Source organism: Parageobacillus sp. VR-IP (assembly GCF_013357975.1).
Lineage (GTDB): Bacteria > Bacillota > Bacilli > Bacillales > Anoxybacillaceae > Saccharococcus > Saccharococcus caldoxylosilyticus.
Genome location: NZ_JABVYQ010000012.1, coordinates 1 through 24133, shown reverse-complemented (window position 1 = coordinate 24133; position 24133 = coordinate 1). Strand labels below are relative to the sequence as shown.

General features: G+C 39.1%; 26 protein-coding genes and 1 pseudogene. 14 read left to right on the top strand and 13 right to left on the bottom strand.

The genetic code is table 11. The features are described from left to right. Window positions 1-3: 3 nt before the first annotated feature. Window positions 4-1707: a sigma-54 interaction domain-containing protein gene (locus HT574_RS18445; RefSeq protein WP_175245692.1), complete on the bottom strand. Its 1704-nt coding sequence runs from the start codon at window positions 1705-1707 to the stop codon at window positions 4-6. Between the two features lie 172 nt (window positions 1708-1879). On the opposite strand from HT574_RS18445, the gene HT574_RS18440 reads away from it, so the two are divergent. The 4 genes from HT574_RS18440 (at window position 1880) to HT574_RS18425 (ending at window position 8433) form a co-directional block, all read left to right on the top strand. Further along, window positions 1880-3067: an NAD(P)/FAD-dependent oxidoreductase gene (locus tag HT574_RS18440; RefSeq protein WP_175245691.1), complete on the top strand. Its 1188-nt coding sequence runs from the start codon at window positions 1880-1882 to the stop codon at window positions 3065-3067. Then, window positions 3064-4089, top strand: a complete 1026-nt coding sequence (locus HT574_RS18435; RefSeq protein ID WP_175245690.1) for a proline racemase family protein — start codon at window positions 3064-3066, stop codon at window positions 4087-4089. The genes HT574_RS18440 and HT574_RS18435 overlap by 4 nt, the downstream gene beginning before the upstream one ends. Window positions 4090-4248: 159 nt before the next feature. Continuing rightward, window positions 4249-5856, top strand: coding sequence for an APC family permease (locus HT574_RS18430; protein WP_175245689.1), 1608 nt, complete (start codon window positions 4249-4251; stop codon window positions 5854-5856). Between the two features lie 1263 nt (window positions 5857-7119). Continuing rightward, window positions 7120-8433 carry a replication protein gene (locus HT574_RS18425; RefSeq protein WP_175245688.1) on the top strand — a complete coding sequence of 438 codons (1314 nt, stop codon included), beginning with the start codon at window positions 7120-7122 and terminating at the stop codon, window positions 8431-8433. Between the two features lie 754 nt (window positions 8434-9187). Here the strand turns inward: HT574_RS18425 and HT574_RS18420 are convergent. The 8 genes and pseudogenes from HT574_RS18420 to HT574_RS18390 all read right to left on the bottom strand — a co-directional run. Next, window positions 9188-9433: a hypothetical protein gene (locus HT574_RS18420; RefSeq protein ID WP_175245676.1), complete on the bottom strand. Its 246-nt coding sequence runs from the start codon at window positions 9431-9433 to the stop codon at window positions 9188-9190. After that, on the bottom strand, window positions 9384-9839 hold the full coding sequence (locus tag HT574_RS20615; RefSeq protein WP_375154134.1) for a hypothetical protein: 456 nt from the start codon (window positions 9837-9839) through the stop codon (window positions 9384-9386). The genes HT574_RS18420 and HT574_RS20615 overlap by 50 nt, the downstream gene beginning before the upstream one ends. 379 nt (window positions 9840-10218) lie before the next feature. Further along, a complete protein-coding gene (locus HT574_RS20610; RefSeq protein WP_082791595.1) occupies window positions 10219-10377 on the bottom strand; it encodes a hypothetical protein in 159 nt (52 codons plus the stop codon). Window positions 10378-10531: 154 nt separating this feature from the next. Next, window positions 10532-10699, bottom strand: coding sequence for a hypothetical protein (locus HT574_RS20110; RefSeq protein ID WP_235605539.1), 168 nt, complete (start codon window positions 10697-10699; stop codon window positions 10532-10534). A 3-nt stretch (window positions 10700-10702) separates the two neighbouring features. Beyond that, window positions 10703-11056: a DinB/UmuC family translesion DNA polymerase gene (locus HT574_RS20105; protein WP_254698725.1), complete on the bottom strand. Its 354-nt coding sequence runs from the start codon at window positions 11054-11056 to the stop codon at window positions 10703-10705. A 39-nt stretch (window positions 11057-11095) separates the two neighbouring features. Next, window positions 11096-11281 carry a Y-family DNA polymerase gene (locus HT574_RS18400; protein WP_309138315.1) on the bottom strand — a complete coding sequence of 62 codons (186 nt, stop codon included), beginning with the start codon at window positions 11279-11281 and terminating at the stop codon, window positions 11096-11098. Between the two features lie 283 nt (window positions 11282-11564). Beyond that, complete coding sequence (locus tag HT574_RS18395) at window positions 11565-12029, bottom strand: hypothetical protein (RefSeq protein WP_175245686.1); 465 nt, start codon at window positions 12027-12029, stop codon at window positions 11565-11567. Window positions 12030-12185: 156 nt separating this feature from the next. Next, window positions 12186-12413 (bottom strand): annotated as a pseudogene (locus tag HT574_RS18390) (tyrosine-type recombinase/integrase); the annotation flags it as partial. 123 nt (window positions 12414-12536) lie between these two features. On the opposite strand from HT574_RS18390, the gene HT574_RS18385 reads away from it, so the two are divergent. Then, window positions 12537-12698 carry a DUF3006 domain-containing protein gene (locus tag HT574_RS18385; protein WP_375154133.1) on the top strand — a complete coding sequence of 54 codons (162 nt, stop codon included), beginning with the start codon at window positions 12537-12539 and terminating at the stop codon, window positions 12696-12698. A gap of 59 nt (window positions 12699-12757) precedes the next feature. On the opposite strand, the gene HT574_RS20605 is transcribed toward HT574_RS18385, so the two are convergent. The 4 genes from HT574_RS20605 to HT574_RS18370 all read right to left on the bottom strand — a co-directional run bounded on the left by HT574_RS20605 (window position 12758) and on the right by HT574_RS18370 (window position 17559). After that, on the bottom strand, window positions 12758-13117 hold the full coding sequence (locus HT574_RS20605) for a GntT/GntP/DsdX family permease (RefSeq protein ID WP_217499608.1): 360 nt from the start codon (window positions 13115-13117) through the stop codon (window positions 12758-12760). Next, the gene (locus HT574_RS18380) at window positions 13060-14079 is read right to left on the bottom strand and encodes a gluconate:H+ symporter (protein WP_217499607.1); all 1020 of its coding nucleotides are present in this window, start codon (window positions 14077-14079) and stop codon (window positions 13060-13062) included. Before HT574_RS18380 ends, HT574_RS20605 begins: the two co-directional genes overlap by 58 nt. 721 nt (window positions 14080-14800) lie before the next feature. Then, complete coding sequence (locus HT574_RS18375) at window positions 14801-15937, bottom strand: nucleotide disphospho-sugar-binding domain-containing protein (protein ID WP_175245685.1); 1137 nt, start codon at window positions 15935-15937, stop codon at window positions 14801-14803. A gap of 707 nt (window positions 15938-16644) precedes the next feature. Continuing rightward, window positions 16645-17559 carry a tyrosine-type recombinase/integrase gene (locus HT574_RS18370; RefSeq protein WP_175245684.1) on the bottom strand — a complete coding sequence of 305 codons (915 nt, stop codon included), beginning with the start codon at window positions 17557-17559 and terminating at the stop codon, window positions 16645-16647. Between the two features lie 360 nt (window positions 17560-17919). On the opposite strand from HT574_RS18370, the gene HT574_RS18365 reads away from it, so the two are divergent. From HT574_RS18365 to HT574_RS18325, 9 genes are all read left to right on the top strand, one after another. Next, window positions 17920-18867 carry a YVTN family beta-propeller repeat protein gene (locus HT574_RS18365; RefSeq protein ID WP_175245683.1) on the top strand — a complete coding sequence of 316 codons (948 nt, stop codon included), beginning with the start codon at window positions 17920-17922 and terminating at the stop codon, window positions 18865-18867. An 88-nt stretch (window positions 18868-18955) separates the two neighbouring features. After that, window positions 18956-19096: a hypothetical protein gene (locus HT574_RS18360; protein WP_175245682.1), complete on the top strand. Its 141-nt coding sequence runs from the start codon at window positions 18956-18958 to the stop codon at window positions 19094-19096. A 729-nt stretch (window positions 19097-19825) separates the two neighbouring features. Beyond that, a complete protein-coding gene (locus HT574_RS18355) occupies window positions 19826-20056 on the top strand; it encodes a hypothetical protein (RefSeq protein WP_012301100.1) in 231 nt (76 codons plus the stop codon). Window positions 20057-20895: 839 nt separating this feature from the next. After that, window positions 20896-21303, top strand: a complete 408-nt coding sequence (locus HT574_RS18350) for a hypothetical protein (protein ID WP_175245681.1) — start codon at window positions 20896-20898, stop codon at window positions 21301-21303. A 27-nt stretch (window positions 21304-21330) separates the two neighbouring features. Continuing rightward, complete coding sequence (locus tag HT574_RS18345; protein WP_217499606.1) at window positions 21331-21729, top strand: hypothetical protein; 399 nt, start codon at window positions 21331-21333, stop codon at window positions 21727-21729. A 427-nt stretch (window positions 21730-22156) separates the two neighbouring features. Continuing rightward, window positions 22157-22423 carry a hypothetical protein gene (locus HT574_RS18340; protein WP_175245680.1) on the top strand — a complete coding sequence of 89 codons (267 nt, stop codon included), beginning with the start codon at window positions 22157-22159 and terminating at the stop codon, window positions 22421-22423. A 251-nt stretch (window positions 22424-22674) separates the two neighbouring features. After that, entirely contained in the window at window positions 22675-23232 is a 558-nt protein-coding gene (lepB, locus tag HT574_RS18335; RefSeq protein ID WP_175245679.1) for a signal peptidase I, read from the top strand. Window positions 23233-23591: 359 nt separating this feature from the next. Beyond that, complete coding sequence (locus tag HT574_RS18330; RefSeq protein ID WP_175245678.1) at window positions 23592-23795, top strand: hypothetical protein; 204 nt, start codon at window positions 23592-23594, stop codon at window positions 23793-23795. A gap of 133 nt (window positions 23796-23928) precedes the next feature. Then, a partial coding sequence (locus HT574_RS18325) for a pyridoxamine 5'-phosphate oxidase family protein (RefSeq protein WP_175245677.1) occupies window positions 23929-24133 on the top strand: 205 nt, incomplete at its 3' end.

The window sequence follows — 24133 nt, the reverse complement described above, 5'->3', positions numbered from 1 at the left end:
GAATTACACTTTAATACCAAGTTTCTTCATTCGATTGTACAATGTTGCTCGTGTAACACCCAATCTCTTCGCGCACGCTTGCTTATTTCCATTTTCCATTTGAAGTACTCGCTCAATAATTTTTTTCTCACAAAGCTCTAATTCTTCTTTAAGCGATAAGATTTTATCAGTGTCATCGCTAGGTTCTTCAAGCTGATTATAAATATTCTTACTACGGGTATCGACTTGATGAACAAAAGGCAAATCCTCTGTCTTTATAATTCCATCTGTAGCGAGTACTACCAAACGTTCAATAACATTTCTGAGTTCACGTACATTCCCAGGCCAACTATAGTTAAATAATTCATTCATTACTTCTTGAGAAATACCATGAATTGGCCTGTTATATCTGATGGAAAACTCGTACAAAAAGTAGTGGGTCAGTTCAATTATGTCTTCTTTTCTTTCCCTTAAAGGAGGAATATTAATACTTATGACGTTTAAGCGATAAAACAAATCGTCTCTAAATTTGCCGGCTTTAATCATATCCTCCAAATTTTTATTCGTAGCAGCAATTACTCTGAAATCTGCGTCGATTTCCTTTGTTCCGCCTATTCGATAGAATTTCTTTTCCTGTAGCACTCGCAAAAGCTTAACTTGCATTTCCATTGGCATTTCACCAATTTCATCTAAAAATAATGTTCCACCTTTTGCTAATTCTATTTTTCCCTTTCTTCCTCTTTGGTCCGCCCCTGAAAAAGCTCCCCTTTCATAACCAAATAACTCACTTTCAAATAAGGACGATGGAATTGCTCCGCAATTTATAGATATAAATGGGGCGTTTGGTGCTTCACGTGCATCATGAATTGCTTTGGCAAATAACTCTTTTCCAACTCCGCTTTCCCCTAGTATCAGAACGGTTGATTTAGCTGAACTAACCTTTTTGGCCATTTCAATCGTTTTTCGAATTGCTCTGCTTCTTCCTTTTATAATGCTAAACGGATCTTTCGAAGGTCTTAACCTCGCAACCTCCTGCTCTAGCCGATGAACCTCTGCGGAAATATTAAATAATTCCTGGTTTAGGCGTACTTGACTCGTAATATCTGTTTCAGATACCACTGCACCTATTATATTTCCATCTAAGTAAACGGGATTAGAATTAATCAGCACAAACAAATCAGGTCTCGGTTGGTGACGATGACGATGAAGTTTTCTTCCCTGCTTTAACGTTTTTAATATTTCTAGCATATTTGGTTCAAAGAAATCTGTAATAGGTTTGCCAATGATATCTTTCCTCGAAATAGAAAAGATTTTTTCTGCTCCTTCTGTCCAAGCACATACTATTTCATTTTTATCAATCACCGTGCACGATGCGTCCATTGTTTCTAATACAGTGTCGAAAAAAGCACGCAAGTACCTATAGGAATTTAATAAACACTCGCTCATGATTCCAGAGTCAATAAATCCAATTGGTTTTCCCTCATTATCTTTTACTAATAAACACCGGTATTTTTTTACATACTTCACCACTTCTTCGATGGCCATGTCACAATCCACCATCATGCTCTTTGATAGCTTTAACGGATTAAAATCGGCGATATAAAAGACACCCTTATCTATAAGGAAAGCCGCATCAGCATTATAAGGTCTTGAAATTCCTTTTTCAGATTTAAAAACAATAAAATTTTTGTTAACAATTTCTTTTAAACTAGGAAGTTTATAATTCATATTTATCCCTCCCATATAGTGTCTAATATGTTTTACATATTCTAAAAATTTTTACATAATTAGATTATATGTGTAAAAATATTTTGTCAATTCTGAATAGATTGGAATCGTTTGTTATTGGCATAGTTCTTGCTTTTTATATTGTTAGAAGCCACAGAAAGGAGGGAGCTTGTTGAAAAAAAAATTTGAAGTAATCATTGTAGGAGGGGGGATTATTGGCAGTGCTATTGCTTATTACGTATCAAAATCAGGACTGAGTGTAGCAGTATTAGAAAAAAACGAACTAGCGAGCGGAACGTCGTCCAGATGCGATGGAAACATACTAGCGATTGATAAAGACCCAGGATTCGATAGTCAGATGTCTTTAGCTAGTCAGAAATTAGTAGATGAATTAAGCAAAGAATTAGAACATTACTTTGAATATAGAGCACCCGGAAGTATTTTAGTGTGTGAAACCGAAGAAGAAATGATTGCTGCAGAAAAATGGGTTTCACGTCAAAAAGAAGCAGGACTTCCCTTTAGAATGCTAGATCGCAGTGATATTAGGCAAGAATCCCCTTTTTTTGCTGATGACTTATTAGGCGGATTAGAATGCGAAACTGATTCAACTGTTAATCCCTACCTATTTTCATTTGCATTAGCAGAGGGAGCAAAGAAAAGAGGAGCTGAAATTTACACCTATACTGAGGTTAAGTCAATAAAAAAATTAACTACGGGGGATTTTGAAATCGAAACATCTAACGGATTATTTACATCCAAAAAAGTCGTTAATGCTGCTGGAGTATGGGCTCCCATGGTTGGAAAAATGCTCGGCATTCCTATTCCAATTAAACCTAGAAAAGGTCATATTATTGTTGCATCGAGACAACAACCTGTTGGTCTTAGAAAAGTTATGGAATTTGGTTACCTAATGTCTAAGTTTGGAGGTAAAAGAAAAGTAGATCCTTTAACTGAAAAGTATGGCGTAGCTTTAGTATTCGAACCAACAGAAAGTCAAAATTTTTTGATTGGAAGTAGTAGAGAATTCGTGGGATTTAATACAAATGTGAATATTGATGTTATCAAATGCATGGCACGTCGTGCAATTCGATTTTATCCTAAAATGGCAGATATGCTAGTAATTCGAACTTATGCTGGTCTACGCCCATGGACAGAAGATCATCTACCTATTATCTCTCACGTTGACGAAATTCCTGGATTTTATATTGCTGCTGGTCATGAAGGTGATGGGATTAGTTTAGCTGCTATTACAGGGAAATTAATAGACGAACTAATCAGGGAAGAATCACACACATCAGTTCCTATCGAACCATTAAGATACGATCGCTTTAAAGTTAAAGGAGGAGTTGCTCATTCATGAAATTTCAAAGAATCTTTCATACTATTGATACTCATACCGGGGGAAATCCTACAAGAACAGTTATTAGTGGGCTTCCAAAATTAGAAGGAAAAACGATGTCTGAGAAAATGCTTCATATGAAAGAAGAATATGATTGGATTCGAAAATTCCTTATGTTTGAACCAAGAGGTCATGATGTGATGTCAGGTGCTTTGCTTATGGAGCCTTGTCATCCTGAAGCGGATGTAGGTGTAATCTATATCGAAACCGGCGGCTATTTGCCAATGTGTGGGCACGATACGATTGGTTTTTGTACAGCATTAGTTGAAGCAGGGCTAGTACCAGTTCAAGAACCTTATACTGATTTAAAATTAGATACACCAGCTGGTTTGGTAAAAGTAAGAATTAAAGTAGAAAATGGTCAAGCGAAAGAAGTGACATTCCGTAATATCCCTTCATTTTTATTAAAAAGTATACATGTTAATGTAGAAAATATCGGAGAAGTATATTGCGATATTGCCTACGGAGGAAACTTTTACGGTATTATCGATGCAAGAAAAATTGGATTAGAACTTGTACCAGAAAATGCTGCAAAAATCATCGATACTGCTGTTAAAATTCGCGATACAATCAATCAAATAACTGATGTTATTCATCCCGAATACTCTTTTATTAAGGGATTAACCCATATTGAGTTCTATACAGACCCTACCAATGAAGAAGCACATTGCAAAAATACGGTTGTTGTACCACCAGGAGGAATTGACCGTTCACCTTGTGGCACAGGCACCTCGGCAAAACTTGCCACATTGTACGCACGTAATGAAATAAAAATTAATGAACTCTTTGTTCATGAAAGTATTATTGGAAGCCTTTTCAAGGCGAAGATAATCGATGTCACAAAAATAAAAGAATTTGATGCGGTTATACCGGAAATTACTGGATCTGCATGGGTGACAGGTATGCATAAATTTGTCTACAACGAGGAGGACCCGCTAAAAGAGGGATTTTTACTCATACCGCCGATGCCGATCAGTCATTAACCCTTTTTACCACTCATACCAATTAGTTTTTATTAATTTAGTTCTTCGTATAATAGACAGTTTTGCACCCTATTAATAACCGATATAAGACATCAGCTGGATTAATTCTATCCGGCTGATAAAACTTAATTATTGTCACTAAACGGAGGGGTGAAGTTAATGTCAAACCAAGGTAAGTTTAAAAGAGAACTTTCATTGTCTGATCTTACTTGGATAGGATTTGGAGCTATATTTGGTTCTGGATGGCTCTTTGCGGCAAGCCATGTTTCTGCCATTGCAGGACCAGCCGGTATATTATCATGGGTTATAGGCGGTATAGCAGTTCTACTATTGGGATTGGTTTATTGTGAGCTTGGCGCTTCTGTCCCACGCGCGGGTGGTGTTGTTCGATACCCAGTTTATTCTCATGGTCCACTTATGGGATATCTCTTAGGATCCATAACATTAATTGCTAATTCTAGTCTTATTGCTATTGAGGTAGAGGCGGCTCGTCAATATGCCACTGCATGGTGGCCAAGTTTAACTCAAGAAGGATCAAATCTGCCAACTGCCCTTGGATGGTTTCTGCAATTTTGTTTACTATGCATTTTTTTTATATTGAATTATTGGAGTATTAAAACATTTGCAAAATCAAATACAATTATAACCATATTTAAATTCTTTGTACCTTCTATAACCATCATTGTTTTATTGATGCACTTAAAATCAGCAAATTTTTCTGTAGACGGATTTGCGCCATTCGGAATGTTTGGAATAGAATCGGCTATTTCTGTAGGTGGAGTTATTTTTGCATATTTAGGTTTGACACCAATTGTTTCAGTCGCAAGTGAGGCTAAAAATCCTCAACGTACAATACCAATAGCATTAATATTGTCTGTAGTTTTATCTACGATTGTATATGTTCTTTTACAGGTGTCATTTCTTGGTAGTATACCAACAAATATGCTGGAAAATGGATGGTCAGGAATCGACAAAGAGTTCAGCCTTCCATTTAAAGATATTGCTACAATTCTTGGACTAAATTGGCTAGTATTTTTGATTGTTTCTGATGCAATTATTTCTCCAAGCGGAACAGGTAACATCTATATGTCTGCAACTCCACGTGTAGTATATGGATGGGCTCGTAGTGGAACATTATTTAAGGTCTTTACCAAAGTTGAACCAAAATCAGGAATTCCGCGTCCTGCTGTTTGGTTATCATTTATTCTATCAGTCTTCTGGACTCTTCCGTTTCCATCATGGGAATCTTTAATCAGTGTTGTTTCGGCAGCTTTAGTATTAAGTTATGCATTCGCTCCAATCTCAGTAGCAGCTTTTCGACGTAATGCACCAGACCTTCCTCGTCCATTTTACTTAAAAGGGATGTCTATTTTAGGTCCGCTTTCATTTATTATTGCTTCATTAATAGTATACTGGTCTGGTTGGAAAACAATTTCATGGTTGCTTGGTTCTCAAATAGTTATGTTTATTATTTATTTATTCTTTAAAAAATGGGTTCCTACTGAGAAGGTAAGTTTTGCGCAACAAATAAAATCCTCGTGGTGGCTCGTGTTTTATTACTCAACCATGATTATTATTTCCTATCTTGGATTATTTGGTGGTATCGGTGCCCTTAAACATCCTTTGGATATCGTTTTTGTTGCGATAATTTCTTTAATCGCTTACTATTGGGGGACTTATACCGGTCTACCAAAAGCAATATTTGATGATGATGAAGTTGAAACAAGTGAATCAAATCTAATTCCTAAAAATACTGTGTCTATTTAAACAAGATTATGAAAACGATAACAATGGTTGATAATACAATGTTTGTTTTTTCACGTAATCGGTATTTATTAAAATATTTACTTGATAAACCATTTAACCTTAAACAAAATAATCGAAATTCGATAAATTAGAAAAGGGTATCGCTTATTAGCGAAAATAACACCATAAAATTAAATACTATGTACAATTCCGTCAAATTAATGTTAGACGGGATTGTATTTTTATTAATTTATATTTACCAAACAAACAACAAGAAATGGTAAAAATAGGATATAACCCCGCGCCAGTCTTCTCGGCTGGCCGCCTCCCTGCCTTTGGAAGTCCGGCTGGAGCCTCCGAAGCCCGGCGCTCGGCCCATTCAAAGAAGCCATTTTGCAAGCAGACTCATTCCGCAGCCATGCGAAGCAACTCCAAGAAGCCAATCAGCGCATCGCTGCGGGAAGAAAAATGCCAAAATCGCTTTAAATGCGAAAAAACAGCCTGTACAAGCATTTTTCTCTTTTCGGATAGGAAAACATTACCTTACCGATTAAAACGCGTTACAGGCGAATTTAAGCGGCCATTTACTATTTTTTATTATTACCGATCCATATATGAGAAATATAAAAGACTATTTCGACAAATCATGGCAAAAAACAAGGATCAATGGGACAAAGTCCGCGTTCACCGGCGCTTCCGTTTCCTTTTGGTTCGGGTCCCCATGGCGATGCGATGGTCGGCTGGTGGCCGGAAACGCTATGCCAACTGATGGCCATCCTGCCGAAGCACGCGCCTTTCCGGCCCGTTCCAGCCTATCACATCGCCCTTCCCGCCCCAAAAGACTACGGGTCGCCGGCGTAATAGAAATTGTGCTCGTTCACAAAAGAAACATTTTTAAATAATTTTTTGAAATTATGAAGGATTTTAACTAAATATGTCGAATTTACCAAATATCATCCCCATAAGACGGGGATCCCCCCTTTTTTTGCATCCTCGAATGTTCCCGCAAACAGCCGCTTTTTGGCGAAGATTCTCGTTCTTTTATTCCAACATTTTTGTTATTGCGACATGAAAATGCAATTTTTGATAGAATTAGGATGATAGATTCTATTTTTTTGCAGCGAAAGAGAGCAAAAAAGAGAAAAACCCCTGCTGAGTTGGCCGCTCCAGGGGTTTTTCGAGAAAAAATCTAAGGAAGCAATCGCGTGCTTCTATATGAGGTTGTGTTGTCTTTATTTTAACATATAGCCGCGCGATTGTCCTTCCTTATGGGAGGATTTTTTTATGGAAAATTTAAAATTGGCGGTTATTCCGCCTTTGGAACGGGCGAAGCGCCATGTGCTGTTCCATCACCGCGGGGCTTCGGGGTGGGTTGCTATTGCCAAAAAAGATCAGAACGGTGCTTGGCGGCAGTACCACTACCGGCCTGAGGAATTGGCTACGGAGCTTTCCAAATGGCTTGGAGAGGACGTTTATTTCAGCCAGAATACCTTTTATAAGCCCCAGCGGAGAATCGAGAATATCAGGCAATTACGGGCGCTCTACGTCGATGTGGACTGCCACGTCATGAATTATGATCCCGATTGGGTTATCGGCAAGCTGGATATCGAGATCTTCCAGGACAATGTCCTGCCGAATCCGAACATCATCATTTTTTCGGGGCGCGGCCTCGTCTGCGTCTGGCTGCTCAAGCCGGTCCCGTACAAGGCGCTGCCGCTTTGGAAGGCGGTGCAGAACTATTTCTGCGAGCAGCTGAATTACGTCGGCGCAGATAAAAAATCGCTCGATCCGACGAGGGTGTTTCGCATTGACGGGACGATCAACTCCAAAAATAAAAAACAAGTCTTCGTGGAATACAGGCATGATTACCGATATATATTGCGGGATTTGCAGTATGAGTATTTGCCGGAGCTGGTTCCGAATCGGCCGCCGAAGCGGGGACGGAAGCCGAAAATCGTTCATTTACATAACGTCCGCACGCTGCATTACGCTAGATTGCTAGACTTGGTGAAGCTGGCGGAGCTGCGGGATTACGATTTAAAAGGATATCGGGAGTTGTTTTGCTTCCTGTACCGGTACTGGAGCTGCTGCTTTACGGACGATCCGGAGGAAGCTTTGCAGCAAGTACTCGAATTCAACAGCGAGTTTAAAGAACCGCTGTCCGTTCACGAAGTCATCCGGGCGACGAGAAGCGCCGAAAAAGCTTGGAGGGCCAAAAGTGACGCAAAAGCGAATGAAGAGGCGATCAAAAAAGGCTATCCCGGTGCCGGCTATAACTTAAAAAATTCCACCATCATCAGATGGCTGGACATTACGCCGGAAGAACAGCGGCATTTACAGACGATTATCGACGGAAACGAAAAACGGCGGCGCAAGAGGGAAAGAGACAAGAAAAGGATGGACGAAGTACGGCGTGAGCAAGGGGCGAAAACACGCGAGGAATATCTTGAGGAACAAAAGGAAAAGACGGAAGACAGGGTATGGCAGCTGCAGAAAGCAATGGAGCGGCATCCAAACGCGACAAACAAGCAGCTGGCGGAAATGCTTCAGGTATCCGTCCGGCGAATTCAGCAGCTGAAGAAGTTAATTACGAACTGATGTTCCCGTGAAATGGTTCGTCGCCCTTATATTATGGGGCGTTAGCCTGCTTGCTGCCGCTTGTGGATAATTTAAGCACTGGATCCTGTCAGCCAGTGCCTTTTTTTATTAGGAGGGGGAGGAGCTGTCCAGGAAGTTGGGAAGGGGAAGGCGATTATTTATACTAAGGAGCTATATTATGAGCTTGTATGATTACTTAAGTTGTTGGGATTTTGTCTTTTCGTTTTGTTGAAGGGGAATTTAAGTATTTTATTGATTGAAATTGGCGTAAAGGTTGTTTTTAGAATCATTTTCATGATGAGATTGATATAGAGAGGGCTGTTTGAATTTTATATGGTTAAGGGGACACCGAGGAAGGAGATCCCTTATTGATTTTTGATTTTTAGAATATTGATTAATTAGAACATAATTCTAAATACAAAGTTATTAACTTGATAAATTAATTAAGAAGAGGTTTTATCTGTGGATAATAGGGAATAAATATGGTGAAAAAAGTGGATAACCTGCTTATAAGGCATCATTTGATAATTAAGGGGGACGTATGGGGTGTCTACCTTTCAGCTGGGGGACTTTTCCCCTTAGTTGGATCGGTCGAACATGCCTATCTGCTTGTCTCGGAAACGGTTGTACGCATACTGACGCACTCGCTCCAGAAATTTCAGATTTTCGTAATACTGTCTTATCTACAGATGCGGCGTGATCATGTTCATTCTTTTGGAGAAACGTTTAAAAACTTGGTCAAAGGCATGTCTTCTCATGCGTGTCTCATGTCTTCCGGCCTTAACACTTTCATACATTCCTCAATGTCGTCGCGGTTGACGCCGTCAAAAAAGCATATGGCGACACGATGTCGTGGCTGCAGTTGCGGTGACCCGATAATGTCCTCCTCTGTCGCGTATTTCTTCTTGATTCGTTTCCGGTCCTCTTTCGAATAGTCTTGAAAGACACATTCAAAAGCGGTGCGACTCGTCAACGAGGACAAAGATGTTGTCCTCGTCATTTAAGAGCAGGTCACCCCCGTCGTCGACGTGGTCTTGGAACATTTGGATGGTCGTCATGATAGTTGCGCCTGTCGCAGTCCAAAGCAAGACACACAGATCCCAGACACTTTCGGCACGTCTCGGGTTCGGGAGTCCGCAGCGACGGAACGTGTTTGTGGTTTGTTCGCCCAAGTCGGTGTGGTCCGTCACGATGACGTGGAAGGGGTGCACAGTTTCTTGAGGCGTCACAGTTTGATGGACAGGCAGAGTATCGTCAAGATCTTCCCGGACACTTGCGTCGCCCAGACGACGCCCCGTTCCTTCTGTGTCTTTGCCGCTCAAAATCCGTTTCACTGCCTTATTGACGGCGAGGGAACTGTTGGTAGCGGCAGACTTTCTTAATTGTCCGTCCTCCCTTGACCTCATAGACGACAAAGTTTTGGAGCATGTCCAGCAGATGCTTTTTCGGGAACTTGCTCGCGACCAAGAGGTCCCGGCACGTTCGGCTGTTGACGATGTCGCTTGTCTTGAGCAGGTACGGGTCTTTCCATTCCCCGAAGTATCGCTGTTTCACACCGATTGATCCAAATCTCGCTTGTTCATTGTATGTCGCGACAACTCATAATGTGGTGGAAGAAACACTCCGCATCCTGTTGGTAGCGAAGCAACTGCTGGACCGTTTTGCTGATCGAATGCGACCTTGCAGTTGGGCTTTTCTATTGCAGGAGTGAGTTGCTTTAGTATTCAACACAGCAATCTCCACTCGGAGAGAGTGGGGATTTTTAATGGTTAGGTTCCATATGCGTTATACTTGAAAGAGGAATATAATAGATGTTTCCAGTTTCTTTTTCCTTAAACCTAATATCTTATTTATTAACTGATCGTAATAATGGATACGTCCAATGATAAGATGTAATCGATGTCGCTGATGATATTCCACCGAGAGATAAGAAGCAAACTCCATCGCCTTGAAAATGATCCGATTCCATTCTTCATTTGTTGCTCGTCGTGATGGGAGGGCTGGATTCGCTCTTCTTTTTCACGAAGTTCCTTGAGCATTTTGCGGTGTTCCGGCATTAAAAAGGGCGAATATTTGATGATTCCACGATCACGATGGTTCATGCCTGATGCCCTCCTATATAGCCGTTGCGGATGCGGGCGACGCTTCCAGGCGTGTAACTGACGGCACGCAATAGCGCGTTCGAACCGAATCTGTTGCGGATTGCATCCATCGCTTGGGCAAGGGCTCGTTCTTTTGTTCTGTCTTCAAAAAAGGACAGCTGCAAACTTTACTCATCCATTAAGTTGCCAAGGGACACATGAATGACGCGCACGCTGAACGAAACGGTGCGCCCCACTTTCCCGATTTCACGAGCCTGTTTCGCCACTTCCTCACAAAGTTCCAGCACAACCGTTAAAATTTCGTTTTCCCGCCAGTAATCGCGCAGCAACGTAATTCCTTTTCCGATGCTTTTTTGAGGGAAGGTCTTTGCGTCGATAAAAGGAGGGCTTAAGTCAACTCCCCAAGCATGGTAGTAAAGTTGCTCCCCTATTACCCCAAATCTCTTTCGTAGACGATCCAAAGAACTGTTTGCTACGTCTCCAAGCGTATACATTCCCATGTTGTTCAAATGTTTCTCCATTCGGCTGCCAATGCCCCACATAACTTTTTCGAAACTTATTCATAGGTACATTCCGCGATGCCTTGTTTTTTTGGCGTATACATCCAGTACGACTTTGCTGATGAAACTGTTCAGGCCGATGCCAATGCAAGATGGCAGACCGAATTGATTCCAGATCGCGCTTCGTATTTTTTGGGCTGCTTCCACGAGAGATCCATGTAGTTTTTCCGTACCGTCTAGAGTTATCCAGCTCTCATCAACGCTGTACGTGAGAATCGCTTCGCTTCAAAAGGGACAAAGGTGGAAAACAGTTCTGTAATTTGAACATCGATGCACAACATTTTGTGTTTTGGCAGCCAGGAATATTGAAGCACATCGACGCAAAGCCCCCCTTTATAAGAACATATGTTTGATTTACGAATATATGTTCTTATATTTTGTTAAAAAAGTCAAGTGGAAACTGAGAAAAGAAGGAGATAAGCAGGGAGAGGAATTGTTAGACAAAAATAAAAAGACCGGATTGCTCCGGTCATTCCCATTCGTATGGGTCCCAACTATACGTTTTTGCAGAGACCGTACCTTTAAAATAGTAACTTGCCCAGCTATCACGTATATCCACGTAATATGTTCCAGGTTTCATATTAGTGAAGATGGCACTACCATTATCTTGTGAAAATGATTTAAAGGATGTACAGTTTCCTGTAGAAGCATTACAAAGTCGAACAGATAAAGGGCTAGTATTACCATTCATAGGGGTAACGGCACCCGAGTTGCGATTTACTGCATAAAGATCATAATGGACAGAGACAGTTACATTCTTTTCAACCGAAGTTGTTCTAATGGTCAATTCGTATTTACCATCCTCAGTAGCAAACGAAGCTGGTCCGAAGTCAGTATAGGAAGCAGCATAAGCATTATTTAGAGTTCCAAAACCTAAAACAAATGATCCTGCTGCAATGGCTGCGACAATCCCCTTCTTCAATCTCTTAATCAAATAAATCCCCTCCTCTTAATCTATCATTAATTATTACAACATTCATTTTATTTAAAATTACCCAGAAGTCAATAAATGGTTTATAATCCACTTATTTTAAAACTTTAGTAATGCTTCCACAACATCCACCAAATCACTATAGCTGTCTTTTAAGTATCATGATGTCGTGGCGATGTTACTGTGACCGGCAAGTATCCGTACTTTCTCGATGTCATTGTTCGTCGCCTTTAGCATCCACTTACAAAATGTATGCCGGAACATATGGGGCATAAGTTTTTTATTCGGCAGGCTGTAGCTTTCGATCATTCGTTGAATGCCTCGGACCGAAAACTTCGGGGAGCGTTGACTGTAAAAGACGTATGGCGAGAAGGCCGCATGCGGTTTCTAAAGGGAAAACATATAAGACACAAACTTCATTAACTCCTAGATAAAATAAAGAGGATACGAACATAAGAATGAAGCATATTATCGATCGTTTTGAAAGCGATTTGGATGCTTGTGAAGCAAATGATAGATATCGGAAAAAGCAAGCTTCCTAAGAATGCTGAGGACGGCGATGTGATCATATTAGAAAATCGCCGTTTTTGCGCGAACAAAGAAGAAACTGATGATCGAAGAAAAGAAATTCAGGATTTAACAAATGAGCTGGTTGAGTATGAAAAGCAATAAGCCCCTTTCATGGTGAGGAAGGGGCTGTTTTTATTTCCTTAATCGATGAAACGTGGATATTAGCCAATCACCGTGCTTAACGCTAATACTCCAAGCAATCCATAAATAGCAATAAGAGTAAACATTAAACAAACTGTTTTAATTGTTTGTCCTATAGTCAAGTTAAAATATTCTTTTGTCATCCAGAAAGATACATCGCTTGGTGGAGCAAAAGCTATGGAAGCGGTTCCAATTGCTAATACCATCAATTCAGGACTAACACCTGTTTTTTGTACAATTGGCGACATCATTGCTGAAGTGGTTAAAACTGTTACCGTGGCAGACCCTACGGCTAACCGTATTATACAGGCAATAATCCATGCTAATATAAATGGTGAGATATTCCATCCACTTGTGAAATGAGCAATGTAATCGGCCATTCCACTATCAATAATAACTTGTTTGAATGCACCACCGCCTCCAAGAATGAATATAATCCGCCCATAGAAATTAGTGCTTCTTCTGCGATTTTCATTAGTTGAGGAATCGTCTTTCTTTTTTTACGCAAACCAAATACATATACTGCGATGAAGAGCGATATAAGCAAAGATATATCAGCATTACCAATAAAGGTTAAAATTTTGTAGATTGTAGAGGTTTTAGGAAGTGTATATTCTGCAATTACCCCGATCAAAATGAGAATAACCGGCGACAAAGTCGTTAAGACGCAAGTTGCAAATGATGGGACTTCATCCATGTTGAATTCTGCCTTTGTGACTAAATGATCTGGAACTTCTACATCCCAATTTTTATACAATCTAGAAAATAGAGGTCCGAAAATAACTGAAGCTGGAATTGCTAGAATCAACCCATAGGCCAGAACAACTCCTAAATTTGCTCCTAAAACAGACGAAATAGCAGTTGGTCCTGGATGTGGAGGTAAAAAGCAGTGTGTTATTGATATTGCTGCTAAAAACGGTATACCCACTTTTAGCAGCTTCACCCTTGCTTCAACTGCAACAGTGTAAACTATTGGAATCAACAAAATGAAAGTGACTTCGAAGAATAATATTATTCCCAATACAAAAGATGCCAGGCAAATTGCCCAACCCACTCTTTTTTCACCAAAATTATTAATTAGAGATCTTGCAATTCTGTGGGCTCCACCGCCTTCAGATATGATTTTCCCGAAAATAGCACCCAAGCCAATAATGATGGCTAAATGTCCTAGGGTACCTCCAAGGCCAGATTCAATTGATTTGACAATAGTTAATGGTTCCATTCCTTGGAAAACCCCAACGAATATGGCCGATAAAATCAGAGATAGAAAAGCGTTAAGCTTAAAAACTATGATTAGTAGAAATAATAAAACAATCCCTAATGTCAATACAATAAGTGGCATATGATCACTCCATTCTTAAATTTATTAATGCAATTCATTAAAACAACTCCAACAACCAATTAATTTAAGAATATAATTAATATTCAGAAAAATAATCTCCTATTAATACGATAAACTTACATCATTTCATTTGGTAATTTAGTGTATTTCATTACTAACCAACTTGTAGGCTTAATTACCTAGCGATCCTTCTTTGTAAACGGTTACAATCCAAATAATATCCCCCCCCTTATTTATGTAGACCAAAGAATCATGTCAAGGAAAAAACCAATTCCATCGTGCAAGTTCTCATTTAAGTATCTTTTTTTTGCATATGTATTTGTATTTTTACAAATGTATGCTAACATTTGATTATTTTACTTTTCATATACTATTTTGAAAGGGTTCGATACGGAATGTGGTGCCATCCTTAGATATTTTAAGGTATACTTTCCATAAATCCTCTCTAAAAAAGCGCAAAAAGACCTTTAGGTCCGAATCTAAGCATACAGAAAGTATGCAGCTGATCGAATCCAAAGGTCCTTGCTGATTCCTTGTTGGTGTGGCAGTCTATTAAAATCCGGCTATGCTGCGCATGTAAAACACATTGTCGCCAAAATATCCGTCAATGACCTGTAATTTATGCCAATCGATCAGGCACAGAAATCCTCTATTTGCAGATTGGTTCCATGTAAGGATTCGAAGAGAGGTTTCTTTAATAATGACGTCTCCTACAGCTTATTCAGGAACGTCTAAATCTTTTTTGCAAATGATCAACAGCTAAAGCAATACCATCGATTTGATGCAAGGACTCCTTCATTTTGCATAATCGTTGCTTCATTTCCTTATCATCCATGGCACGGTTTACTGCTTGTATTAATGTATCAGCACTTATTTGATCTGGTTGAATTACCTCACCTAAACCTAAACGTTTGATCTGCTCTGCTACAATCGGCTGATCAGACGATTGCGGAACCACAACCGGTAAAACACCAAACCAGAGAGATTCCATTGCTGAGTTCATCCCACCATGCGTAATAAAGACATCCGCTACCTTCAATACTTCCAATTGAGGAACAAACTGACGAACGATAAAATTGTCCGGAATCGGTTCAATATCCTTCGGATTTGTTTGACGGCCTATATTGAGTACAACTTTCCATGAAGTATAACCAAAGGCCTCAATACAACATTTATAGAAATCGACGTTACTTAGAATAGATCCCAATGAAATATATAATACAGGCTCATTAGCTAACTGATTTAGCGGTAAATCATGTTTTATGTTTCTCCTAGAGATTAGGGGACCGACAAACAGATAACGATCGTCAAAAGCATCGGGTTGTATTTGAAACTCTTTAGGGATAGTGACGATATTCAACTCTTCCTCTACAGTAAATACCTCAATAATCTCGGAAACTTCTGGTACCCTGTTGGCGATATAATCCATGAGCGAGGTTCCTTTCTTCATAGCAAAGCTGGTCATAAAGGTAGCTGCAGGTAAACGTAAAGTTTGGATAATTTCATGTCCCCATGTACACATTGGATCATAAACAGCTGCATCAGCTTCTTCTGCTTTGACCTGATCCACAAGTTCATGTGCTTTTAGACGAATATTCTTTAAAAAATGAAGCATTAATTGGGGGTCTCTTTTTTTCAAATCCAGCCCCATTTCCATTGCTTTTTGTTTCAACACATAGACTGGATTAAAATGAGGGGGTATAAGCCGTGCCTTCGCCCCCACATTTTTCACTGATTCAGCAAACTCCTCCGTTGTGTAATAAATGACTTCTTCCCCACGACGAACCAATTCCTCAGCAACAGCCAATGTAGGGTTCATATGTCCGTGTGCTGGCATAACAAAAAATAGGTATTTCATATAATTGATCCCTCCCGAGCGATAATCACTATCGTGAATATACTTATTTACAATCAGTCTTCATATTGTGCGACTCATTACGAATATTACTGAGTTAATTCATTAATCCATCAAAGATCAGATTTAAAGTATCGCTGACAATGTCATCTACGTTGATTGACTCCGTGTTGATCAAAAGGTTCTGGTTCTGGTTGGCTCCGGCGAATAAAACCGCTCCCATAATGACTAATAAGGTATGGTCGAGAGAGTGGAAATGGAATTTTCCTTGTTTCTTCCCATCTTCTAATACTTCCCGCACTAATATAGATTCTGGTACTAAGAATCTTAGGCTGATTGTAAGTAATCTGTCAAACTTAAACATACTGATACTACTAATCTAAAAAAGGCATGATTAGTTATAGAACAACAAAATTTGCCCAAATAAAAACATCATCAGCCTAAGATTATCCACATCGCCTCATAGTCCGTAAGTTAGCAGGAAATTCATGTCCTATGTTTTTTGTGAATTATCTTTTTATCAAATAATTACCTCTTGTTTCCAATTAAGCAGAAGGATACTTGACTGTCTTTGACTGGTGCAAGTGTCGGTTAAATTGTGATGAAAATGCCAAAGGCCATGACATCTTTGAAGCTTCTTTCGAGGATTACCATGGCCGTACTGAACTATCCGAATTGTTATCGGCGACGCCTACGCACAACAAACCTTATTAGAATTTTGGTAACGCCTCGACTGCATCCGCCAAATCACTATAGCTGTCTTTTAAGTATCGGGACGTCGTGGCGATATTACTGTGACCGGCGAGTCTCCGTACTTTCTCGATATCGTTGTTCGTCGCCTTTAACATCCACTTACAAAACGTATGCCGGAACATATGAGGGGTTAGCTTTTTGTTCGGCAGGCTGTAGCTTTCAATCATTCGCTGGATCCCCCTTACAGAAAACTTCGGCGAGCGCTGGCTGTAAAAGACGTATGGCGATTCGGCCACATGCGGTTTCTTTTTCGCCATTTCCGCACGAAACTTAAGCCAATCCTCGAGTTCGGCCAACAAGATATTCGAGATCGGCACGGTCCGGATCTTCATTCCTTTTCCTACGATCCGAATTCGTTTCATTTCTAAATCTAAGTCCGTTAATTTTAAATTTGATAACTCTTCCACTCGCAATCCTGCATAGGTAAGCAGATATACAACAGCCCGATCACGGCGATATTTCTCCTCGGGATCCACTCCTCTGCTGCGAACCGGTTTTTTCCGCATCCGATGCAATAAGTCCTCAAATTCTTCCTCTGTGAGCCACATAATTTTTTCATTCTCTTCATCGGCCGATTTTAAATCCTGGATGTCTTTCATTGGGTTCTGTTCGAGCTTATGATGTTCAACTGCCCACGCATAAAAGCTTCGCAGCGAATTGAGCCGGCGGTTGATGGTGGAAATGGCCAATGGTTTTCCTTCCGTCGGATTCAACATTTGATGGATCCATTTGCGAATGTCGGCCGATGTAACGTAATCACCCGGACCGATATGTAAATCTTGGAAAAAGATATTCAAGTCATTGGTGTAGGAGATGATCGTGTTGGGGGAAGCCCCTTTTTCCTGAAGGTAGGTAACATACTCATTTAACATCTTTTTCACCCTTTCACTTATACGACGAGTTTAAATAGATTCAAAGAGCAAATAATCGATTGAAAAAATAACATTATATGACGAGTATATCATAAAAAAGACGAGATTGTTAGACATATAACGTAAATTATATGTCTAGTTTAAAGAGCGAATACCTCTTTCGGTTATCTCCTTCTCCGAATATTCCATCGCCTAATTTGGATGTAAACACTTAACCTATAATTTGTGTCTAATCCAACTTATTATCCTGTTCATATGCTGAAGTATCCTAGTGAAAAGAGGTGAAACATATTGTCAAAACATGGGGAAGAGAGATGGAATAGCAACAATAAGCCAAGGGTAAGATGTGGTTGTACCAATATGAGAACGGTAACAGTGCATGGACCTATACCACCAGAACCACCAAGGCTAACGATTTTTGCATATGTTACCAATAGCCTTGACAATACTGTATCAGTCATTGACACCTCAACCAACACAATCATCGCAACTATCCCTGTGGGAAACGGTCCTTTTGGTATAGCCATTACGCCAGATGGCACTCGGGCTTATGTTACCAATGCAGGTGGCAATGATGTATCAGTCATTGACACCTCAACCAACACAGTTATCGATACTATATCTGTGGGAGGCTTTCCTGAAGGTATAGCCATTACGCCAGATGGAACCCGGGCTTATGTTACCAATAGCCTTGGCAATACTGTATCAGTCATTGACACCTCAACTAACACAGTCATCGATACTATCCCTGTGGGAAGCATTCCTCAAGGTATCGCGATTACGCCAGATGGAACCCGGGCTTATGTTACCAATAGCCTTGGCAATACTGTATCAGTCATTGACACCTCAACCAACACAGTCATCGATACTATATCTGTGGGATTCCTTCCTATTGGTATCGCGATTACGCCCAATGGCACTCGGGCTTATGTTACCAATGCAGTTGGCAATGATGTATCAGTCATTGACACCTCAACCAACACAGTCATCGCAACTATATCTGTGGGAAACGGTCCTCAAGGTATCGCGATTACGCCAGATAGCACTCGGGCTTATGTTACCAATACCTTTGACGATAGTGTATCAGTCATTAACACCTCAACTAATACAGTCAGCGATACTATATCATCCGTGGGAGACGGTCCTATTGGTATCGCGATTACGCCAGATGGCACTCGGGCTTATGTTACCAATGTATTTGGCAATACTGTATCAGTCATTGACACCTCAACCAACACAGTCATCGGAGCACCTATACCTGTGGGAAACGGTCCTTTTGCTATCGCGATTACGCCGATTGGTATTTAAACACATTTCCAGTACTAAATCTAAAATGATTTTCAAAAGCTTTATAACAATGGACTTTAAATATCAAGAGAAACAGGAGTGAATCAAATTGAAAAAAGAAGAAATTCAAGCCATTATTGAAAAAGAATTAGAGCAAAATCCAGAAATAACAAGCATTGATATGGCCAAAAAACATCGAATTCCCTTCCCCATCGTTGAACTATTGAAAAGAAAAATAAAAAATCAATAAAATGATTTCTCCTTTTAAGATTCCTAGCTTTAACTTCTAAAAACATTTTCTGCTCTCTAACATACTATTTATTCCACGGTTTTCTTACACATAAAGATCCCCCCTCATAGGCAAGAGACTTTTACAGCATAAAACTTGATAAACCAGAACTTGAATTTTTTTGTATTTAAGAGTATTTGCAAAAACATTGAAAAAACAAAAAAACTCATAATAAAAAAGAAAGCAAATAACGTAAGCGGATAAAAACATTAAAATGTGCGTGCTACCTCAGTATAAGAGATATTTAGATTACGTTAAATGGTGTATAAAGCTTTCGACAACGCTGATTATGTTGTATTCCAAACTTCTCCATGAAATCATCCCCCTTAAAACATCAAGGGGGGCGATTATATCATAAAAGCGTCATTTTAAATTGCGTATAATGTGGATTATATGCCTAGTTAAAAATGGCAATGAAAGAAAATTAATTTATTTTGAATACATTTTTATGGAAGGGGTAGTTTATGCTAAATTTTTACGATTCATAATTTGTACTAGAAAAACTGAACCAAAGCGACGAAGTCAAATCATCGGGATCATCGTTTCTATCAAAAGGGAGTTTACACAATAATTTGGACTTGGCCTTATGATATAATATACAGACATATTTTTTCTCTGAGATGGCCATAATAAAACGCATGTAAGCTGATATGATATTGTTTACAAAATGTGTTCAAGGGGGTAGGTCTTATGCTAATAATCCATATCCTTATCGGAATTATTTTTGGTTATATCATCTGGAAACTTCTCAAAGTAACTTTCAAGTCCATTATGTGGCTCTTACTTATTGGATTAATTGTGGCCTTTATTTTTCCAAAAGCGTTATTTTTAGTAGGAGGCATCGGGTTTTTAGTTCTAAGTACGTTAGGAGTACTTTTAATTTTAAGTTTGCTGGGATTTTTCTTTTTTGAAAATGATTAAAGCGAAGATTGGGGTCTAGTCAGGAAAATGCGAATTTATAAAACTAAGGAACATTTTAATGGCCGCCCCTTCTACCTATATGTATAGAAATTAATTTCCGATAACACTGATATTATGTTGCATTCCAAGATTGAAAAAGTTTGTCTTGGCGCATTTTTAGGCCGTTGCATTTAAAAAAAATGCAACAGACCAAAAATGCGTTTTATTTTTTACCTCCTTCTCAAGTACGCTCCTTCCTTTGCCTCACCCTATTATCATTTTTGCTTGTTAGGTGCGTAAAGGGTCTGCGCTCTTTATTGGAGCAACAGAAGCGATGATCGTAAAAAAAATCACGTATTTTTGTGAATATACGTTTAAAACGCCATAAATGCCCTATAGAGAAGCTTAGAAGTAGACACGAAAATACGCTGGCAACCCGTAGGCTTTTGGTTTGGAAGAGGCTATGTGATAGGCTGGAACTGGCCGGAAAGGCACTGCTCTTTGGTGAGACGCAATCACAAAGCATAGCGTTTCCGGCCACCAGCCGACCATCACATCGTCCTGAAGACCCGGATCAAAAGGAAACGGAAGCGTCAATGCGCGACTTACCTAGTTAAGGACCTTCGGATCTTCCTTGGCTTTGCTGAAATTTTTGTCGAAATATATATATTTTTGTCAGACCCAAAATATTTAAAAACATCTTGATACTAATATTAACATTTTTACAGTATTATCCTTTTTATTCCAATTTTTTGTCTAAAATAGAAAAATATTCTTTTTAATATGGTAAATTTTTCAGTTTAATGGTATTATTTTCTACGAAATCCTTAAAACAATAAATTAGAAAGGTGGTAGGTAAAATGAAGAAACTGATTCTATCAGCAGGCCTATCTACGGCAATCCTAATGGGGGGTATGGGATCGGCTTTTGCTGCAGAACAACCAACTAATTCTCCGGATAGTGGACTTGGCAGTATTCTCGGAGCTGTAAATCAATTAGTTGGTAGTTCTAAAGTAGATGTTCAGAGTGGCGCTTCCTTGAAGGTAGATAATGTAACTGTGACAGCAAAAGCAGTAAACTCGACTGAACAATCTGGATTAACTGGATTAATCAGCGGTGGAGTTTTAGGTGGAACTAGCGGAACCTCTGCTTCGGTATCTTATGCAGGGTATTCAGCTAGTACCTCGGCAAATGGTAGCTGGGGTCTTGCATCTTCCGTTCAATCTATTGGTGGGTTATTGAACAGTCTAGGTCAAGCATTAAAATAAAATTCTAGAAAAGGAAGGGGAATTATAATGAAAAAGTTGATCAAAACAGTTGGAATTTCAGCAATGTTAATGGCTGGTAGTTTAGTAGCTGGTAATGCGGCTCCAGCTTCCGCAGCAGGTCTTGATGATGTACTGGGAGCGGTTAATAGTTTAGTAGGAAAGACAAATGTATCTAGTGGTAGTGTAGTTAGTGCTACCGGCCCTAATTTTGAGATTCAAGCTGGTTCCACTTATACGGTTAATCAAGATGGCGTTACGGGTCTTTTAGGAGGAGTTCTTGGTGGCACATACAACACCAATGCGAACCTAAGTGGTCCGAACGGATTGTCTGCATCAGCTTCCACCAACGGTGGCTATGGTTTAGCTTCTTCAGTTCAGTCTCTGACTAATGGGTTAGGCGGTCTGCTTGGTGGACTCTTGAAATAACTTTTACAATTGTTTTCTGCAACTAAAAATTTAAGCGAAATGCAATGAAAAAGTTTAGCACCTTATGTTCCACAAAAGTAAATATAATCCATATACTAATATAAATTATCTTACCTTATAAGGATTGACATGGAGCATCTGCGTGCATGGATTCTTTTGCGAAGGCCGCAGCACAAAAGGAGTTCGCAGAGGCAACCAGCCTACCATGCACGCCACTCCATGTAAAACAGTGTTTCTGAAATTATATTTTGTGAGAAAACTGACCTGTTTTGTTTCCAATTTAGTGCTTAATTTTTATCTTGCATTTTGCTAAAGTTTTATTTTGCATTAAACATTACAATAAGGTCAGAGATTGATCTCTGGCCTTTTTTGCGATGATCATTCTAGTATTTACAATATTATGTATATTTACTGAGGAGGGATATTGATGAAAGGAGCGGGAGCACTTTTGATATTACCATTTTTATCCCCTTTATTCGGATATAATGATCATATTGAACTACCAGTAATACAAGGTCAGGCATCTGTATCTATTTCGGGCCCAACTGAATCGTATTACCAAAGCAGTCCCATTCAACAACTTGCTCCTCAAACTTTTGGAGCATCTGTTGAAAAGTCCGTCACGCTGCCATCAGGATTAAATATTTCTGCTAGTTCTTCTTCTACAGTCATAGTACCAGAGTTTACAAAATAATGAGGAGCAAGGAGTTAGCTAAGGGACTCGGATTGTCAGTAGGCTGGGACGGAACAACGAGGACATAACCTATCTTAAGTTTGCTAACGTAGAATAATTTTCTGGTTTTTTAGATTTAAAGATTAGGTTATTATTCCCCGAGTTCGACAGTCACTAGGCAAACCAAGCACCCATAAACCTGGGCAGATCAGGGATTATGGGTGTTTTTGTGTGGTTTATGTGTGATCTAGGAGTTAAGGGTGATAATGATAATGAAGAAAAGGAAAAGTGAGTTTTGGGGATGGATGAAGGCGATCATTATTGCAATTTTATTAGCTGCTTTTGTTCGGCACTTCATATTTGCGCCGTTTATAGTAGAAGGAGAATCCATGATGCCTACACTACACGATCAAGATCGTATGATTGTAAACAAAATAAAATATTCTTTTGTAAAACCGAAAAGGTTTGATATTATTGTATTCTATACAAAAGAAAAAAAGGATTACATAAAACGCATAATTGGGTTACCTGGAGATCGCATCGAGTATAAAAATGATATTTTATATATAAACGGGAAAGCTTATAAAGAACCTTATCTAGATGAATACAAAAAACAAAACAAGTTTGGTAGCCCTCTTACGGAATCGTTTACTCTAAAGGACACTCCAATCGGTAGAAACACTGTTCCTGAAGGCTATTTATTTGTAATGGGGGATAATAGAAGACATAGTAAGGACAGTCGTCATATTGGGGCCATTCCAATGGATGATGTTGTTGGCCAGGCAAACATAATTTGTTGGCCTTTTAAACATATCCGAATAATAAAATAAGCATTTCAAAAAGGTGTTACGACTTTTCAGTGGAACAACTGAAAAGTACCCAATAAATTTATTTTAAAATCAAATCGTAGTTATCAACACTGATAGCTACGATTTTTATTTTCGAGTGTCTCATTAATTTTTTCTCCCGAGTTCAACAGTTTGAAGTCCATTTTAGGAAAACAAAATTTGAAAAGTCCTGTTCGTTTGAAAATCACTAGTTAAAAGGAAGAAATGAACTTCCTGTTTCAGGTTTTCGAAATGATCATACCCTTTGGTATAATATGAATATAATTGCCAAGATTCAGTTAATAAATTTCAGGCAACAACTTACAAAACAGTTTACAATTATTTATAGGTGAAGAAATAACATGAAAAATAACATTATCATCAAAAAAGTTGTTTTACCTGCTTTTCTGACAGCCCTAGGTTTTTTAGCAGTAGACTATATTTTTGAAATCTTTGGAGACGTTGAAGAAAGAAGTGTATTCCTGCGATTTATTATCTATCTAGCCATAACACATCTTATGATGTATGGAATCGTAAGGAAGAATTATATTAAAAATAAAAAATAAAATAGTGACATTTAGTCATTTTTGGTGATCTTCATGACAGTGCAATAGTTGGAACATCAATAAATATAGAGAATTGTCAAGCGGTATTAAGAAGAACGCTTGACTATACAAAATACATAGGGAGTGAGAAATTGTGAGAGGAGTTATTCACAATACGAAGAGGGAAATATCAGAGGAAAGAGCTTATCACTTTTTAAAGATGGGAAAGGTAGCGCATGTAGCGACAGTGGGAGACGATGGTTATCCATATGTCATTCCCTTTGTCTACGTTTATGAGCAAGGAAATAAATTGTACATTCATACTGGAAATCTACGAGAAAGTCATTTTCGGACGAACA